Raw genomic sequence first — 14,173 nt, forward strand, 5'->3', positions numbered from 1 at the left:
GTCGCGAAGAGTGCTCCCCGCGCCCGCGGGGATGGTTCCCCGTGCACGGCCCAGAACGTCATCGAGGCATGCGTGCTCCCCGCGCCCGCGGGGATGGTCCCGACCGAGCCGCGCAAGGGGAAGGGTGTCTTCGGTGCTCCCCGCGCCCGCGGGGATGGTCCCTCGCGCGGAGCACTGAGGACGCGATCACGACTGGTGCTCCCCGCGCCCGCGGGGATGGTCCCGACAGAATCGCCGACATGATCCGCTTGGGAATGTGCTCCCCGCGCCCGCGGGGATGGTCCGGAGATCGCCCGCGCCGGCGACGACCTCAACATGTGCTCCCCGCGCCCGCGGGGATGGTCCCAGATGCGCGGCCGCGGCTATGGCGGGTTCGGCGTGCTCCCCGCGCCCGCGGGGATGGTCCCAGGCCGGTGAACCGCTGCCGCAGGTCGCTCAGGTGCTCCCGCGCCCGCGGGGATGGTCCCAGGACGGGCATCAGCCCGTGCCACACGAGCCCGTGCTCCCCGCGCCCGCGGGGATTGTCCCGCCGACGCGGCCCGCGAGCGGGCCGAGCTGATGTGCTCCCCGCGCCCGCGGGGATGATCTCCACCGGAGACCTGCCCGGCGCCGACCTGGCCCGCATCGCTCTGCGCCACGCCCGCGAAGCCGCCAAAGCCCGCGGCCAGAGCGGGATCCGGAAGGCGAAGCGGCCTGCCCGGACCGCGGCCGCGCGACGGGGCGGGCCCAGTGGTGGGTGCCGGCGACCTCCGCGTCCTGCCAGTACCTCTCGGACTGGGTGGCCACCAAAACCCGGTGGCAGCTTGCCGTCGACCAGGCGGAGAGGAACGCCCTCGATGAGCGGGCGACGGCCTGCCCGGACACGAGAGTGAAGACCAACGTCGCTCCGTAGCCGCCCCGTGAGGCCGGGGCCCGCTGTCGCAGTCCCCGGCCTCACGTTCCACTGCCGGGTGCCCACTCCCACGCACCGCCGCCGCGCCAGTCGATGAGGCCGGCGTCGTCCAGTCGCACCGTGGCCGGGTCGAGCCCGACCTCTTCGAGGAAGCTGAGCACGTCGAAGACGTTGTAAGCGGTGCCGAGGATCTGCCCGCGGGCCACGACGCGACGTCCCCCCTCGCTGTCGGGGCCATGGACCACCACCGCAGCAGCCATGCTTCCAGGGTGCGAGACCGGGAGACGACCCGCATCTCGAAGTATCGGCCCTTCGGCGCAGCTGGTTCGACGTCGAGCGAGGGGGAGCCGGCGGCTTGCCGGAAGGAGGAGCCGGCTCGTGGCGGACACGCCCGGACTCGGGACCGTTCGCTGGGTGGTAGAGCGCACGAATGCCTGGATCCACGGGTTTCGCCGCCTGCGGATCCGCTGGGATATCCGCGACGACATCCACGAGGCGTTCCTCAAACTCGCCTGCTGCGTGATCACCTACAGACGCGTCCAAGCATTCTGTTAGCTCGCTAAGGGGTGAGGTCGCCGTGTTCTTCTTGGAGCAGGTGGTGGAGGAGGGAGAGGCCGGCTGCTGCCGCGCGCTGCTGGTAGGGGCGTAGTCCGGGGGCGCCGGGTGGTGCGGGGAGGGTGGCGTTGCGCTGCCAGTGTCCGGTGAGGGCGGCCAGGAAGGCGAGGCCGGGTGCCGGGTCGGGGGCGAGGGCGTGATGGGACGTCAGCGTGCGGGCGGTGTCGCGGGGGTGGTGTCCGGCCAGGACGAGTTGGGGAGCGAGGGAGACCGCGTCGACGGCGGCGGGGCCGTGGGTGGCGTGGGCCCAGTCGACGAACACGACGCCGCGCCGGTGGGTGGCGACCATGTTGTCGGCCCGCAGGTCGCCGTGGACGATCCGGTCCCCGCCGCGGGCCAGAGCGGGCCAGGCGGCCTCCAGCTCGCGCAGACGCGGCAGCAGCAGGATCGCTTCCTGGGGCAGGGACACACGGTCGAGGACGGTCCAGCCGTGCAGGCGCGCGGTGGGTGAGTCGCCGGTGGCGGGCAGGGCGGTGAGGTAGCCGCTGGATGCGGGGCTGGAGGCCAGCTTGTCCAGCAGAGCCCACACCTCACCGGCATCGCGGCCGGGGCGCAGGTCGGGGTGTGCGCCCTCCAGGTGCTCGAAGAGCACGGCGAGCCAGCCCGCCGCTTGCGTGGTGCCCAGTAGGGCGGGGGCGGGGGCGTGCGGGGGCAGATGCTGCAACGCCGTGGCTTCGTGCAGGTTGGCCGTGGTGAGGGAGTCGCCCTCGGGAGCGGCCTTGACGAAGGCGCGGCGCCCGTCGGTGAGGGTGAGGGCTGCGGCGAGCTGGTGGCCGAAGCCGCCGGGTGGGGTGACCGCATCGGTCACCGGCGCGCCGAGTTCGTTCTCGATTGCGGTCCGCAGCTCGGCGGGCGTGGTGGTCCAGGAGAGGCGGCCGGAGGAGGGCAGGGAGCACATGAAGAAGGGGCGCTTTCCAGAAGAAGGTGGTGGGCCGGGCGGGAAGGTCACGCCGAGCCGGCAGGCAGTTGGTGCTGCGCTCAGGACGCCGATTCGGCGCAGAGTGCTCGCCTGGTCTGCACGAGGTCCTCCGGGAAGCGGGAGCGGCACCCGGGGTCGGGTGCCGCTCCACTGTAGCGGGCGGGATGGTGCCGGGCGGTTTTATTCCGGCGGGGTGAGCGTGGCCAGGGAGTCGGGGTCGGGTAGCACCTGCTGGGCTCCGGCTTCCTGGAGTGCGGCCGTGGTGCTCCAGCCCCAGGCGGCGGCCGCCGCCTGGACGCCCGCGGTGCGGGCGGCGGTCATGTCGCGGGGGCTGTCGCCCACCATGATCGCCCGGGTGGGGGCGATGCCGAGTCGGGCGAGCGCGGTGTGCAGCCCGTCTGGCCGCGGTTTCGCGGGTGCGTCCTGGCGGGTGACGGCTGTCTCGATGAGGGGGTCGAGCGCGGGCGGGATCATCAGGCGGGCCGGCAGCCGGTCTTGCGCCGTGACGATGCCCAGACGGGCGCCGGCCTCGCGCAGCCGGGCCAGCGCTGCGGGGATGCCGGGGAACAGTGCGGCCGGTGATGTTCCTGCCCATGCTCCTTCCCACCATCGTGCGACCGCCTCTTCAGGGTCCCGCACTCCGAGCTCGGCCAAGACGGTGGTGCGGGGCCGGTGCAGGGCGTCGTCGGGCAGCGCGTCGGCCTGGAGGCGGCGGCCGGTTGCGCAGGAGGCGACGGCGGCCAGGGTGGTGCGGGTAGCGGCGGCGCTGTCGATCAGGCAGCCGTCCAGGTCCAGCAGCACGGCCCACGGGAGGGCCCTGCTCATGACGTCCCCGCATCCGTGATCAGGCAGTGCAACGTCACCCGGTGCTGGCCGAGCAGGGCGGCGGCGCCGCACTGGCGGTCCACGACGGCCAGGGCGTCGTGGACGCGGGCTCCGGCCAGCCGCAGCCGCCGCACGGGAACCAGGAGGCTGGTGCCGGTGCGGGCGGTGTCATCGAGGACGACTGTGCGCAGACCTGCCGGGCCCGCCGCGGGGCCGCCTTCGATCTGCCGTCTGCTGCCATGGCCCTTGGGTACGGGCCGTAGGTAGAAGGCGGGCAGTCCGGTGTGCAGGGACAGCGCGGTTACCAGCGGCACGGCCGCGAGCGCGGGCCCGGCCAGGGCCTGCGTGCCCGGGGGCAGCAGAGCGGCGAGTGCGGCGGCGGTGCGGGCCAGCAGCGCGGGCTCGGCGCTGAGCCGGTAGGGGTCGAAGTACCGCTCCAGGCGGCGGCCGTCGGGCAGACGGTAGGGCTCCTCGCGGTAGGCGGCGGCTGCGATGGCTGCCGCCAGTGGGGCGCTCACCGGACCGTCCCCCAGTGCGCGAGGTCCCGCTCCAGCGCGGCGGCGTCGGGCAGTTCCCGAAGGAACCCCAGCGGCCGGGTGGGGGTCTCCACCAGCCAGCGGTCCGCGCGCAGCACTCGGGCCAGACCGCAGGCCCGCTGTCCCAGGAGACGGACCGGCAGGGTGCGGATGGAGGTCGCGTAGTAGAGGGCGGCGGTGATCTCGTGGAGGGTGCCGACACCGCCTCCCAGGGCCACGATCAGTTCGGCGTCATCGAGGTAGGCGTGCAGCCGCTCACCCATGGTGGAGGCGTACCGGGTGTCGGTGACGTGGCGGTTGAAGGGGCCCCAGTCACCGCGGTCGGCCAGGGTCAGGGCGGTGACCCGGGCGCCGTGGGCGGCGGCTCCCCGGGCGGCTGCTTCCATCACGCCGTTGTAGCCGCCGTGCAGAATCCGGTATCCCGCCCGGGCGAGTACCGCACCTGCCTCCTCGGCGAGTTCGAGTTCGCCGGGCTGCGGAGCGACGCCCGCGAACAGGGCCACGGCCGGGCTCATCGGGTGGCCTCCGGCCCGCTCCAGGCCCGGTATGCCTCCAGCGCGGGCTCCAGCGACTCGACGGCGGCCGGACAGATGCGGGCGGCCGCCGCCAGGACGCGCTCCAGCGAACCGTCGGCGCGGGTGCGTGTCGGCGTCCCCGGACCGTTCAGCGCCGCGTCCAGCTCGGCCAGGCACTCCCGCCCCACGGCCGTGCGGCCGATCTCATCAGGCAGGTGATACCAGCCGTGGTGCCGCGAGTGCGGCACCAGCGCGCACCGCACCAGGTCGCGGTAGGTGGCGTGCAGGTCCTGCTCGAGGCCGTAGGCGATGTAGCGCTCTCCACGAGCGAGCCGCTTGGTCAGCATGTGGTGCACCACGACGGCCTGGACCAGCAGTTCTGTGCAGGTGCGCGGTGCGTCTTGGCGGCGGGCTGCCTCGACGGCCGCCTGGGTCCGCGTCCGGCGCGCGGCCTGCCGCACGTCGGACGCCTGCCACAGCAGGCGGGCACCGGAGCGCTGCATCAGCTGCCCGGCGGCCGACTCCGGGCACAGGTACAGATCGAGCTGGAGCAGGTGGCCGGACTGCGGCAGGAGGTAGACATAGCCCAGGCCGCCAAGGTCGGGGGCGACGATGCTGTCCCGCCAGCCCGGAAGCAGCGCGCCGTGCGTCATGGCCAGCACGGCGTCCAGGTGGTCGGCCATCGCGGTCAGGTCGGTGTCGCGGACCGCGACGACGAGGTCGACGTCGGAGAGCCGGTCGGCGGTGCCGGCTGCCAGCGAGCCGCGCACCAGCAGCCGGGTGACGGCCCGGCTCGCACTGAACTGGGCGACCAATTCCTCCAGCACGGTCAGCTGCACCGGCCGGTGGGCCCGGGCGATCTCCTCCAGCGTCCGCGCGGGCGCGGGCCGGGAAACTGTGGTGGTCACGAGGTTGTCCCTTCGGTTCAACGGGCCAGGAGGTGGGTCTTGTTGTCGCGCCAGCGCTGCGCGCCTGCCGCGTCGCCGCGGCGCTCGTGCAGCTCGGCGATCAGGTCGTAGGCCCCGCCCTCGGGCAGCGCCCAGTCGTAGAAGCACCGCAGCAGCACCTGCTCGGCCGCCGCCGCGAATCCCAAGTCGGCCATCTGCTCGGCGCGCGCCAGCACCCGGCCGCGTTCCTCCTGGCTCATCGCAGGCAGGGTGCGCACGTCCTCTTCGCGCAGGCACGGAGCGGAAGCCAGGTCCTGATAGGCGTCGTCGGCGTAGACGTCCGCGATCAGGTGCAGGCGGTCAGGGCCGGTGACGTTGCGCACGCCGTGCGCGTAGGTCGGTGTCAGCCGCCACAGCGCCCCGCACGCCATGTGCACCTGTGCCCCCTGGGTGACCAGCACGGAGGACGTGTTGGTCGACAGCGGCACATGCAGGCGGTGCCGGGGCACGGCCTGCAGTTCCGCGTAATCGCGGTGCTCCCACAGATAGGAGTGACCGCTGAGCCGGGCCAGCCGCACGTACATCAGATCCAGGCCCAGCCCCCGCAGCCAGTCGGCGGTGACCGGCATCTGCGCCAGCAGGCTCGTCGCCCGGGGACGTCCGTCACCGATGACAACATCCCTTGGGTCCCCGGACTCGGAGTGGTTCATCAGCGAGGCCGTCCACCAGCCCCCGGACTGGAACTCGTTGTAGGCCAGCACGCCGCGGGTGCCCGCCCCGAGAGCCTCCGCCCGCATCCGCTCCACCAGCTCACCGTCCAGCTCGGCCAGCCGCGCCACCTGCTGCGTCAGTTCCACCGGCCGCGGCGGATCCTGCGTGACAACCACGAAGCCCTCCTTCACGCGGCCCGGGCGGGCCGCCTCGCCTCCCAGCACACCCCGCCCACCGCCACCGCGGATGCCACAGGGCGTTGCCTGCCGCTGCCGCCGGTTGCCTCGCGTTGCCTTGCTGGAAGCCGCACTGGTGCCGGCCAACGCGCGCGCGAGAGACTGCACATGCCAGGCACAACAGGAAAAAGAGGGGAAGAAGTGGTGGAGACCGATCCGTATGCGCATCCGCTGGCGCTGCTGTTAGCCCGGCACGGCGGCACGAACGCCTCCTACCTGCGGGCGGTTGCCGACACCTACCGCGCGCTCGGCTTCGGCACCTTGGCCTGTCGCAAAGAGAAGGTCTCCCGCTGGCTCGCGGGCACCATCCCCGCTTACGAAACGCAGGTGGCGATGGCCGCTCTCGAGGGCATCACTTCCCATGACGTGGTCCGGCACGGCTGGCCCGGCTGGCTGCTGCTCGCCCAGCCCGAGGACCGCCCCGTCCTGCACGCCCCGTGGACACCGGAGTCCGCGCTCACCGCCCTGAACAGTGGAGGTCCCATGGACCGGCGCACCTTCCTGATCACCACACCCGCCACCATCGGCGACGTCCTCGCCCACGCCGCCCACGCCGCCCCCGCCACCTCGCCCCCCACCGGCCGCCACATCGGCAGCGAGGTTCCCCAACGGTTCGAGCGCCGCCTGGCCGACCTGCGCCTCATGGACGACCAGATGGGATCCGCCGAGGTCTACACTGCCGCCGTCGCGGAACTCGGCCTGATCACCCGCACCCTCGCCCACTCCTCCTACAGCGAGGCAACCGCCCGCCACCTGTTCAGCTCAGCCGCCGAGGCCGCCCGGGTGGCCGGATGGACCGCCTACGACAGCGGCCACCACGCTGCCGCCGAGCGGCACTACGCCGCCGCACTCCGCGCCGCCACCAGCGCCCAGGACCAAGCCGCCACCGCCAACATCTGCGCCTTCTGGGCCATCCAGCACTACTCGACCGGCGACCCCCGCGGCGCCGTCCAGCTGCTGGAGGACGCACTCGCGCACGCTCCGGCAATCGGCTCCCCCCGAATGACGGCCATGCTCCACGCCCGGCTGAGCCGCGCCCACGCCCGTGCCGGCGACGCCCGTGCCTCCGACCGTGCGGCAGGAGCAGCCCTCGACTCCTACGCCCACGCCGGTCCCCTGAACGACGACATCCCGGCTGTCTACTGGTTCAACCTCGGCGAGGCCCATCAGCTCCTGGGCTCCTCCGCACTCAACCTCGGTCGCGCCCGCCAGGCCCTGGCCCACTTCCAGCACGCCACCGTCGCCACCAGCCCCACCGGCAAGAGTCCGACGGCCGAGCGCTACGACGGCGAAGCCTTCCCCCGCGGCAACGCCATCTACCTCGCCCGCCACGCCGAAGCCCATCTAGCCCTCGACGACGTCGACGCCGCCCTCGAGGCTGCCCACGCCGCTGTGACCTGCATGGGTGGCGTCACCTCCGCCCGCGGGAGCGCTGGTCTCACCGACCTGCGCGCCCAGCTCGCCCGCCGCAAGAACGCCGCGGGCGTCCGCGACTTCCTCGAGCTGACCACCTGATCCCCAGCCAAGCCCTGATCCGGGAGCGCACGGGGGAGTGGTCTGGATGCGGCAGACGAGGCGAGCGGTGCGGTAACCACACGCGGGCCCCGCCGGGATGCGACACCCTCCGCGGTGCTTCCCCCACAGCCGATCTCGGAAGAGCAGTCGTGCGGGGGAGAGGCCCAGGCGTACCCTGGCGGCGGAGGGAAGGAGGCCCGACCATGGACGCCACGCTCAAAACCGTCATCGGCGGCCGGCTGGTAGAGCTGCCCGGAACCATCGCCGCGGTTCGGGCGACCATGGAGAAGGACCAGGCCGCGGCCTTCGACCGGGAGATCGAGCACGTCCCTGCCCCTCTGCTGCCGGCAGAACTGGCCCGCTGGGCCCTGCACGGCACCGGAGCCGACGAAGAGGACGAAGTGCTCTTCGACCGCCTCGCCCGCGGCGAGGACGTCGGCGCCGTCAGCCCGGGCCCCGACTCGGAGGTGGCGTGAGCCGCTACGCCCTCCAGTACGCCCCACCCGCCGACGAAGCCCGCCGCTCCATGCCGCCCGCCCTGCGGGCCTCCTTCGACGTGGGGATGCGTGACCTCTCGGCCGCCCCGTACGGGCTGGGATCAGCACCGGTCAAGGACGACCCGGACCGCCGCGAGGCAACCATCAGCGACGTTGTCGTGCGCTACTACGTCAGTACCGCCGTCCTGACCGTCACGGTCGTGCGCGTCATCTACTTCTGACCTGACCCACCCGCTGGACCCCCGAACGGACGGGAACCACCACGGTTCGAAGCAGCCTGCCCGGACCGCGGTCGCGCGACGGGACGGGACGGGCGGGAGCCGACCGGGTTCGCCGCCGTGCCAGCTGGACCTGCGCCCGGACTCGCCCGCCTACGCCACCCAGCTCCGGCTGCTCAGCACCCGGGTCATCGCCGCAGCGAACGAGCGGCCGGCACCCAGGCGGTCCGCACCATCCGCGTCATGACCGTCGGCGCGACCAGCCCGGCACCTCGCGAAGCAGCCGCCGCACCGATACCCGCCCTCGCCCCGAGGCGCCGGTGAAGCCCCGGGAGGATGCCTCGCCCGGCTTCCACCAGGCACTCGCCGTCCACCAGACCGCCACACCCCCGAGCTGCGTCGACCCGTCGATCGCCGAGGCGGTGGAGCGGCAGGCCGCCGCGATGCGGGTGCTCAGCCTCCAGGCGTTCCCCGAGCCGAAGCAGGTAGCCGACGAGGCGACGCCGATCGAGCCAGCCCTCACCGAGCGGCGCCGCCAGGCCGACGCCTCCCACGCCGCGGCCCTGTGCCGGGCCCGGGCCGAGCGCGCGGCGGGGGAGACCGGAGCGGCGGCCCCGGTCCCGGCCTCGCCGCCGCTGGGTAGGACCGCGTGAGGAGGGGAGAACCCGAGGTGTCAGGGGCGGGCGAGGACGTCGTCGACGCGGGATGCGTCGGCGACCCGCGTTGCGCTATGAAGCCGAATCCTCGTCAGCGCGGAAGGATGCCAGTGCTGGGGTTCGGTGAGGCTCAAGAGAACTCACGGGACCACGTCCAGGTGGAGTCGGCCCCGGGCCGGCTCCACCTGGACGCGAACTGCTTCTCATTCAGCTGTGGAAGCGATGCTGGTCCCTGCGACCGCAACGCCGGAGTGCCTCCTCCCACGTGTACCGCCGCCGCTGTACCGACCACACACTGACAGGTGAATCCTTCGCGATCGCCGTGCTGTCCGCGGCCCGGCGAACCGTTCGGCTGCGTAGAGACGCACTCCTTGCTGCAGTTCCGGGCGTTGAGCGGCCAGCCGCCTCACTGCGAATACTGCATTCCATAGCATACCGAAATGGTGACAGGTCGTCAGTCTATGGTTGACCATCTCAGTCTCAGCAGTTCTCAGTACAACGCCCTGAGGGCCAGTACGTCTCCCTTGCCGAGGGTCCTTTGGGATGCGTCGCACTGGCTCGAGGCGGTGAACATTGTCAAGTTTTCGTGGCCGTTTCCTACGTGTCCCACCCCGAATACATGGCCACTTTCATGAGTGGCAACTCCGCGCAGGTCATACTGAGGGGGAACGCAGGTGCTGGCGTCGTTCGAGAAATCGCTGTCACCTATGTTGAACCGCACGTCGTTCTCCACGGCGAGGCCTCTCGGCTGGCCGGGAGCGTCGGTGTAGACGGTATGGCCTCTGTGATCGACCCTGAAAGACACGCTGACCTCATCAAACTCCAGCAGCATGTCCACGAGCTGTTCGATGAGCTGAATGCCTATCCCGGCGACGATGCCGAGGGAGTGCGGGAGCGGGTGCGACAGGTCGTCACCGAGAAGGAAGCTGCGCTCCACGCCTCCGGTCTGGTCGAGGAGCACGGTTACTTCCTCGCCAGCCAGGACCTGAAGAGGACCGCCCGCGCAGCGCTCGCGCCGGGCACCTCCGCCACTGCGGCGTGATCGGCTCGGCCCTCGATGGATGACTGCTGCTGGTGGAGGGCCGCCGAGCCGGGCCCGCGCTTGGAGGGCCGGGCCCGGAGCTTGGGCTGGGCGGGTCACACGGTGGTGGGGCTGGGCTCCTCGTCCGGGCCTGGGGGCTGTTCGCTGGAGTCCGGCTCGGCGTTGGTGTCCGTCGGCTCGTCGGTGGTTTCGGCGGTCTGGGTGTTCGGGGCGGGGCGGGTGCGGTCGTCGAGGGTGATGGTGACCGGCTCGCCGCTGGAGGTGAGGCCGGTCAGGCTCTTCTCGATCCGCTCGTACACAGTGGCTGCGAGTTCCTGGTCGCCGTCGCCCTCACTGGCGGTGTGCTGGATGGAGTGAAGGCTGATCAGGAGGGCGATCAGGGAGCGGCCGGAGAGCGCGGCGCGGATCCGCTCGTCTCCCTCGTCGACGACCTGTGGCGGCACCCGGAAGTGCGGATGCTGTCCGGCGCGGGCGGTGAGGAACTCCCAGATGTCGCGATGGCACAGCAGGCCGGTTGAGGAGACGCGGGCCGCAGTCCTGAGTAGGGCGCTGTGCTCCGCGCCCACCTCCGCAGCCGCAATCCCGGCGGCGGTGGTGTCGGGGCGGGGCAGCAGCTCCTCCACCACAGTGCGCAGCCCGGAGACCTGCTTCCGCACAGAGGTCAGCTCGGCCCGGGCCTCCTCCAGGACGGTGCTGAATTCCTGCCTGATCTCCCCGGCAGCTTCCTGCAGCTGCTCGGGAACATCCTGCTGCCGGTCGGCCGGGCTATCGCCGGTGCGGGGCGGGGCGAGCATGGGGGCGAGTTCCTCGGTGAGGACCTCGCGGACAGCTTGACGGACCACCTCAGCCGACAGCGCCGGCCCGGACCCGGCGTCCTTGGCGGCGGAGCGCTGCGCCGGGATCGCGCCGGTGAGGTCGGGCTTCTCCTGGGATTCGGCAGGCTCGGCGACGGCGACTGCAGCAGTGAGGCTGGTGTCGCCGCGCCCGACCCCGGATTCCTCGTGGGAATGCGGGGTCGGGGAGAGCGGACCGGTGAGCGGGGGAGGTTCGGGGGTGAGGTCCGCGAGTGCGCTGCGGACCGCGCGCAGCTCGGTGCGCAGCTGGGCTACGACGTCCTGGACGGCGGTGTTGAGCGCCTCCCCGTTGGAGTTCAGCTTGTTGTAGACCTCGCGGAAGTTTGCGCGCATCCGGCTGAGCTCGTCGACGAGTTCCTTGGCCGTCTTGCTGTGAGCGGCCTGGTTGGCCGCCTCGAGCTTCTCGACGCTCTTGTCGAGTTCATCGCGGAAGCTCTTGTCCGTGTGCATGACGGCGGTGTGCAGCATCGTCAGCGTGTTGGTCAGGTCCGGGTTCGAGCGACCAGGCATCTTCCCCCATCTCGTTGCTTTTGGTAGTCGAGCGAGTTCGCTGCGTATGTTGCCTTGGGTGCGGCGTTTCGCGCGGACAGATTGACCAACTGGCCGAAAATGGAGGGGCGTTGAGAGGTGCACTCCGGACAGATGGCATGCCTGGGTTAAGGGGCCGGCCCGCCCTGGAAGAGGGCGCCGTTATACCTCGGATATCCGTGGCCGCAACCGTGGCCCAGGAACGAAGGGAGACGTCGGCGCCCCCGCAGCTTCGCGTCAACACACCGCGCGGCGCGCCTACCGCCTTCGAGTGGTGAGGCGTCGATTTGCAGCAGTCCGGTGCGGAGGCGCGCGACGCTCTCGGCGTGACTGACACCCCCATCTTCGGCACCGCGAGAGCTTCGACGAAGAGCCCGGGGCAGGGGCCTCGGGTTCGCTTCCCGCTCGCCCGGTGGCTGCTTGGCCCGCGCACCACCTGGCGGGCTCGGCGCCTGGCCGCCACGTGCGGGATGGGCATGGACGCCCGGACCGCCTGGGTACTGGCCCGGCTGCAACGGCACCCGGAGGAGCGCAGCTACGCGATACACCACCTCGGGCAGCGGGGATGATTCAGCGCTGGACGCGGGCGCGGAGGGCCAGGACCGCCAGGGCGAGCAGCATGGGTTCGGTGAAGCGCGAGGCCCGGAACACCGCCGGTCCGAGGACCCCTCGCCCCGGCCGCGCCCATCACCTGACGGGAACCCACTTGCTACTGCACGGTCGGGTGGTTTACCACGATGAGGCGGAGACGCAGCCAGACGCCCGGCTACAACGGCAGGGTGATCACTTTGGTTCGCGGTCTGACGGCCGCTGCTCTGGTTGTGCCCCTGCTGGCTGCCGCTGTTCCCGCGGGGGCCGACCCGGCGCCCGCCCGGCGGGCTGTCGACCTGCCGGTGGCGCAGGCCATCGAGGCCTTGCCGCTCGAGAAGGAGAGCCGTGCCGGCTACAAGCGCAGCAAGTTCAAGCACTGGATCGACGCCGACCATGACGGCTGCAACACCCGCAAGGAAGTCCTCATCGAGGAAGCCACCGAAGAACCGGCCATCGGGAAACGCTGCAAGCTGACAGGGGGCAGGTGGCATTCGTACTACGACGACAAGGACACCACCACCGCGCGCGGCCTCGACATCGACCACATGGTGCCGCTCGCCGAGGCCTGGGACTCCGGCGCCTCCCAGTGGGACGCCGACCGCCGCGAGCGGTACGCCAACGACCTCGACGCGCCCCGGTCCCTGGTGGCCGTGACCGCGCGGGAGAACCGGCAGAAGGCCGACAAGGACCCCTCTGACTGGTGGGTGCCGGCCGCCTCCGCGTCCTGCCAGTACCTCTCGGACTGGGTGGCCACCAAAACCCGGTGGCAGCTGGCCATCGACCAGGCGGAGAAGAACGCCCTCGACCAGCGGGCGACCGTGTGCCCGGACACGAGGGTGAAGACCCACATCGCACCGTAGCCGCCCCGTGAGGCCGGGGCCCGCTGTCGCAGTCCCCGGCCTCACGTTCCACTGCCGGGTGCCCACTCCCACGCACCGCCGCCGCGCCAGTCGATGAGGTCCGCGTCATCCAGTCGCACCGTGGCGGGGTTGAGCCCGACCTCTTCGAGGAAGCTGAGCACGTCGAAGACGTTATAAGCGGTGCCGAGGATCCGCCCGCGGGCCACGACGCGACGTCCCCCCTCGCTGTCCGGGCCATGGACCACCACCGCAGCAGCCATGCCTCCAGGGTGCGAGACCGGGAGACGACCCGCACCTCGATGCTCGACCCTCCAGCACGGCCGGTCCACGCCGAGCGCCATCTCCGGCGCCGGCTGGTTGTCGGGCACGTGAGCCACGTCGGAGTTCAGCGACATGCCTGACGGCTGTCCGAGAGGTGTTCAGGCACGTTGGCGATATCTGGGATTCGCTGTCTGGTCCCGAGGCGCAGGCGCTTCAGTCCAAGTCATCCCAAGTCCACGAGGGAGCGGCACTCCCGTCAGGCTCACGACCGAGTCGAAATTGCTCCCCTCGGCCGAACGCGATGAACAGAACGAAGTGTCCTGCGGCAGGAAGCCGCTCTGCCAGAGCGGCTTCCTGCTCGTGCGCGCCTGCTTGCCGCAGCGCCTTCAGCAGCCGGGTGACGGCGAACTGGGCGCTGAGGGATGCGTGCTCGGCGGGTTCGCGTGTCAGCAGAACGGCGACCTGTGCATCCGCGCCGGCCTTCCGCAGGGCCTCCAGCAGTTGGGCGACGGCGAACGGGTCATCGAGAGGTGTGTGCGCGGCAGCCCGCTTGGCCACGGCTCTGACCTGTGCATCCGCGCCGACTTTCCGCAGGGCTCCAAGCAGTCGGGCGACGGCGAACGGGTCATCGAGAGGTGTGTGCGCGGCAGCCCGCTTGGCCACGGCTCTGACCTGTGCATCCGCGCCGGCCTTCCGCAGGGCCTCCAGCAGTCGGGCGACGTCAAGCGGGTCGTGGAGGGGGGTGTGCGCGGTAACCCGCTCGACCAGGGCACTGGCCTGCTCACTCGCGCCGACCTCCCGGAGAGCCTCCAGCAGTCGGGCGACGGCGGACGGGTTGCCGAGGGGTGTGTGCGCGGCAGCTTGCGTGGCCACGGCTCTGACCTGTGCATCCGCGCCGGCCTTCCGCAAGGCCTCCAGCAGTCGGGCGACGGCGAACGGGTCATCGAAAGGTGTGTGCGCGGCAACCCGCTCGACCAAGGCTCTGGCCTGCTGACTCGCGCCGACCTTCCACAGG

General features: G+C 71.7%; 17 protein-coding genes and 1 pseudogene. 9 read left to right on the forward strand and 9 right to left on the reverse strand.

All coding sequences use genetic code 11. The features are described from left to right. Positions 1–933: 933 nt before the first annotated feature. A complete protein-coding gene (locus ACFYMO_RS30815; RefSeq protein ID WP_388550584.1) occupies positions 934–1,152 on the reverse strand; it encodes a hypothetical protein in 219 nt (72 codons plus the stop codon). A 73-nt stretch (positions 1,153–1,225) separates the two neighbouring features. On the opposite strand from ACFYMO_RS30815, the pseudogene ACFYMO_RS30820 reads away from it, so the two are divergent. Next, positions 1,226–1,447: pseudogene (locus ACFYMO_RS30820) on the forward strand (transposase); the annotation flags it as partial. A gap of 4 nt (positions 1,448–1,451) precedes the next feature. On the opposite strand, the gene ACFYMO_RS30825 reads toward ACFYMO_RS30820, so the two are convergent. The 6 genes from ACFYMO_RS30825 to ACFYMO_RS30850 form a co-directional block, all read right to left on the reverse strand. Further along, positions 1,452–2,405 (reverse strand): aminoglycoside phosphotransferase family protein, encoded by a 954-nt coding sequence (locus tag ACFYMO_RS30825; protein ID WP_388550587.1) that lies wholly within the window; start codon positions 2,403–2,405, stop codon positions 1,452–1,454. Positions 2,406–2,606: 201 nt separating this feature from the next. Beyond that, entirely contained in the window at positions 2,607–3,251 is a 645-nt protein-coding gene (locus tag ACFYMO_RS30830) for an HAD family hydrolase (RefSeq protein ID WP_388550589.1), read from the reverse strand. Next, positions 3,248–3,769, reverse strand: a complete 522-nt coding sequence (locus tag ACFYMO_RS30835) for an orotate phosphoribosyltransferase (RefSeq protein WP_388550592.1) — start codon at positions 3,767–3,769, stop codon at positions 3,248–3,250. The genes ACFYMO_RS30830 and ACFYMO_RS30835 overlap by 4 nt, the downstream gene beginning before the upstream one ends. Beyond that, positions 3,766–4,302: an LOG family protein gene (locus ACFYMO_RS30840; protein ID WP_388550595.1), complete on the reverse strand. Its 537-nt coding sequence runs from the start codon at positions 4,300–4,302 to the stop codon at positions 3,766–3,768. Before ACFYMO_RS30840 ends, ACFYMO_RS30835 begins: the two co-directional genes overlap by 4 nt. Then, positions 4,299–5,210, reverse strand: a complete 912-nt coding sequence (locus ACFYMO_RS30845; protein ID WP_388550598.1) for a hypothetical protein — start codon at positions 5,208–5,210, stop codon at positions 4,299–4,301. The genes ACFYMO_RS30840 and ACFYMO_RS30845 overlap by 4 nt, the downstream gene beginning before the upstream one ends. 17 nt (positions 5,211–5,227) lie before the next feature. Further along, a complete protein-coding gene (locus tag ACFYMO_RS30850) occupies positions 5,228–6,076 on the reverse strand; it encodes an aspartyl/asparaginyl beta-hydroxylase domain-containing protein (protein ID WP_388550600.1) in 849 nt (282 codons plus the stop codon). Positions 6,077–6,244: 168 nt separating this feature from the next. Here ACFYMO_RS30850 and ACFYMO_RS30855 point away from each other — a divergent pair, with 168 nt between their 5' ends. From ACFYMO_RS30855 to ACFYMO_RS30875, 5 genes are all read left to right on the forward strand, one after another. Continuing rightward, positions 6,245–7,651 carry a transcriptional regulator gene (locus tag ACFYMO_RS30855; protein WP_388550603.1) on the forward strand — a complete coding sequence of 469 codons (1,407 nt, stop codon included), beginning with the start codon at positions 6,245–6,247 and terminating at the stop codon, positions 7,649–7,651. Positions 7,652–7,854: 203 nt separating this feature from the next. Further along, complete coding sequence (locus ACFYMO_RS30860; protein ID WP_388550606.1) at positions 7,855–8,127, forward strand: hypothetical protein; 273 nt, start codon at positions 7,855–7,857, stop codon at positions 8,125–8,127. Continuing rightward, positions 8,124–8,369, forward strand: a complete 246-nt coding sequence (locus ACFYMO_RS30865; protein ID WP_388550608.1) for a hypothetical protein — start codon at positions 8,124–8,126, stop codon at positions 8,367–8,369. The genes ACFYMO_RS30860 and ACFYMO_RS30865 overlap by 4 nt, the downstream gene beginning before the upstream one ends. 317 nt (positions 8,370–8,686) lie before the next feature. Further along, positions 8,687–9,019 carry a hypothetical protein gene (locus ACFYMO_RS30870; protein ID WP_388550610.1) on the forward strand — a complete coding sequence of 111 codons (333 nt, stop codon included), beginning with the start codon at positions 8,687–8,689 and terminating at the stop codon, positions 9,017–9,019. Positions 9,020–9,641: 622 nt separating this feature from the next. Beyond that, positions 9,642–10,064: a hypothetical protein gene (locus ACFYMO_RS30875; RefSeq protein ID WP_388550612.1), complete on the forward strand. Its 423-nt coding sequence runs from the start codon at positions 9,642–9,644 to the stop codon at positions 10,062–10,064. 95 nt (positions 10,065–10,159) lie between these two features. Here ACFYMO_RS30875 and ACFYMO_RS30880 read toward each other — a convergent pair whose 3' ends face one another. Then, positions 10,160–11,428, reverse strand: coding sequence for a hypothetical protein (locus ACFYMO_RS30880; protein ID WP_388550614.1), 1,269 nt, complete (start codon positions 11,426–11,428; stop codon positions 10,160–10,162). 344 nt (positions 11,429–11,772) lie between these two features. Here ACFYMO_RS30880 and ACFYMO_RS30885 point away from each other — a divergent pair, with 344 nt between their 5' ends. Both ACFYMO_RS30885 and ACFYMO_RS30890 read left to right on the forward strand, forming a co-directional pair. Beyond that, on the forward strand, positions 11,773–12,015 hold the full coding sequence (locus ACFYMO_RS30885) for a hypothetical protein (protein WP_388550616.1): 243 nt from the start codon (positions 11,773–11,775) through the stop codon (positions 12,013–12,015). A gap of 168 nt (positions 12,016–12,183) precedes the next feature. Then, positions 12,184–12,897, forward strand: coding sequence for an HNH endonuclease family protein (locus ACFYMO_RS30890; RefSeq protein ID WP_388550619.1), 714 nt, complete (start codon positions 12,184–12,186; stop codon positions 12,895–12,897). 41 nt (positions 12,898–12,938) lie between these two features. Here the strand turns inward: ACFYMO_RS30890 and ACFYMO_RS30895 are convergent, their stop codons facing one another. After that, the gene (locus ACFYMO_RS30895) at positions 12,939–13,157 is read right to left on the reverse strand and encodes a hypothetical protein (RefSeq protein WP_388550622.1); all 219 of its coding nucleotides are present in this window, start codon (positions 13,155–13,157) and stop codon (positions 12,939–12,941) included. A 280-nt stretch (positions 13,158–13,437) separates the two neighbouring features. Here ACFYMO_RS30895 and ACFYMO_RS30900 point away from each other — a divergent pair. Continuing rightward, a partial coding sequence (locus ACFYMO_RS30900) for a hypothetical protein (RefSeq protein ID WP_388550625.1) occupies positions 13,438–14,173 on the forward strand: 736 nt, incomplete at its 3' end.

This window comes from Streptomyces sp. NPDC007025, from assembly GCF_042869455.1.
Lineage (GTDB): Bacteria > Actinomycetota > Actinomycetes > Streptomycetales > Streptomycetaceae > Streptomyces.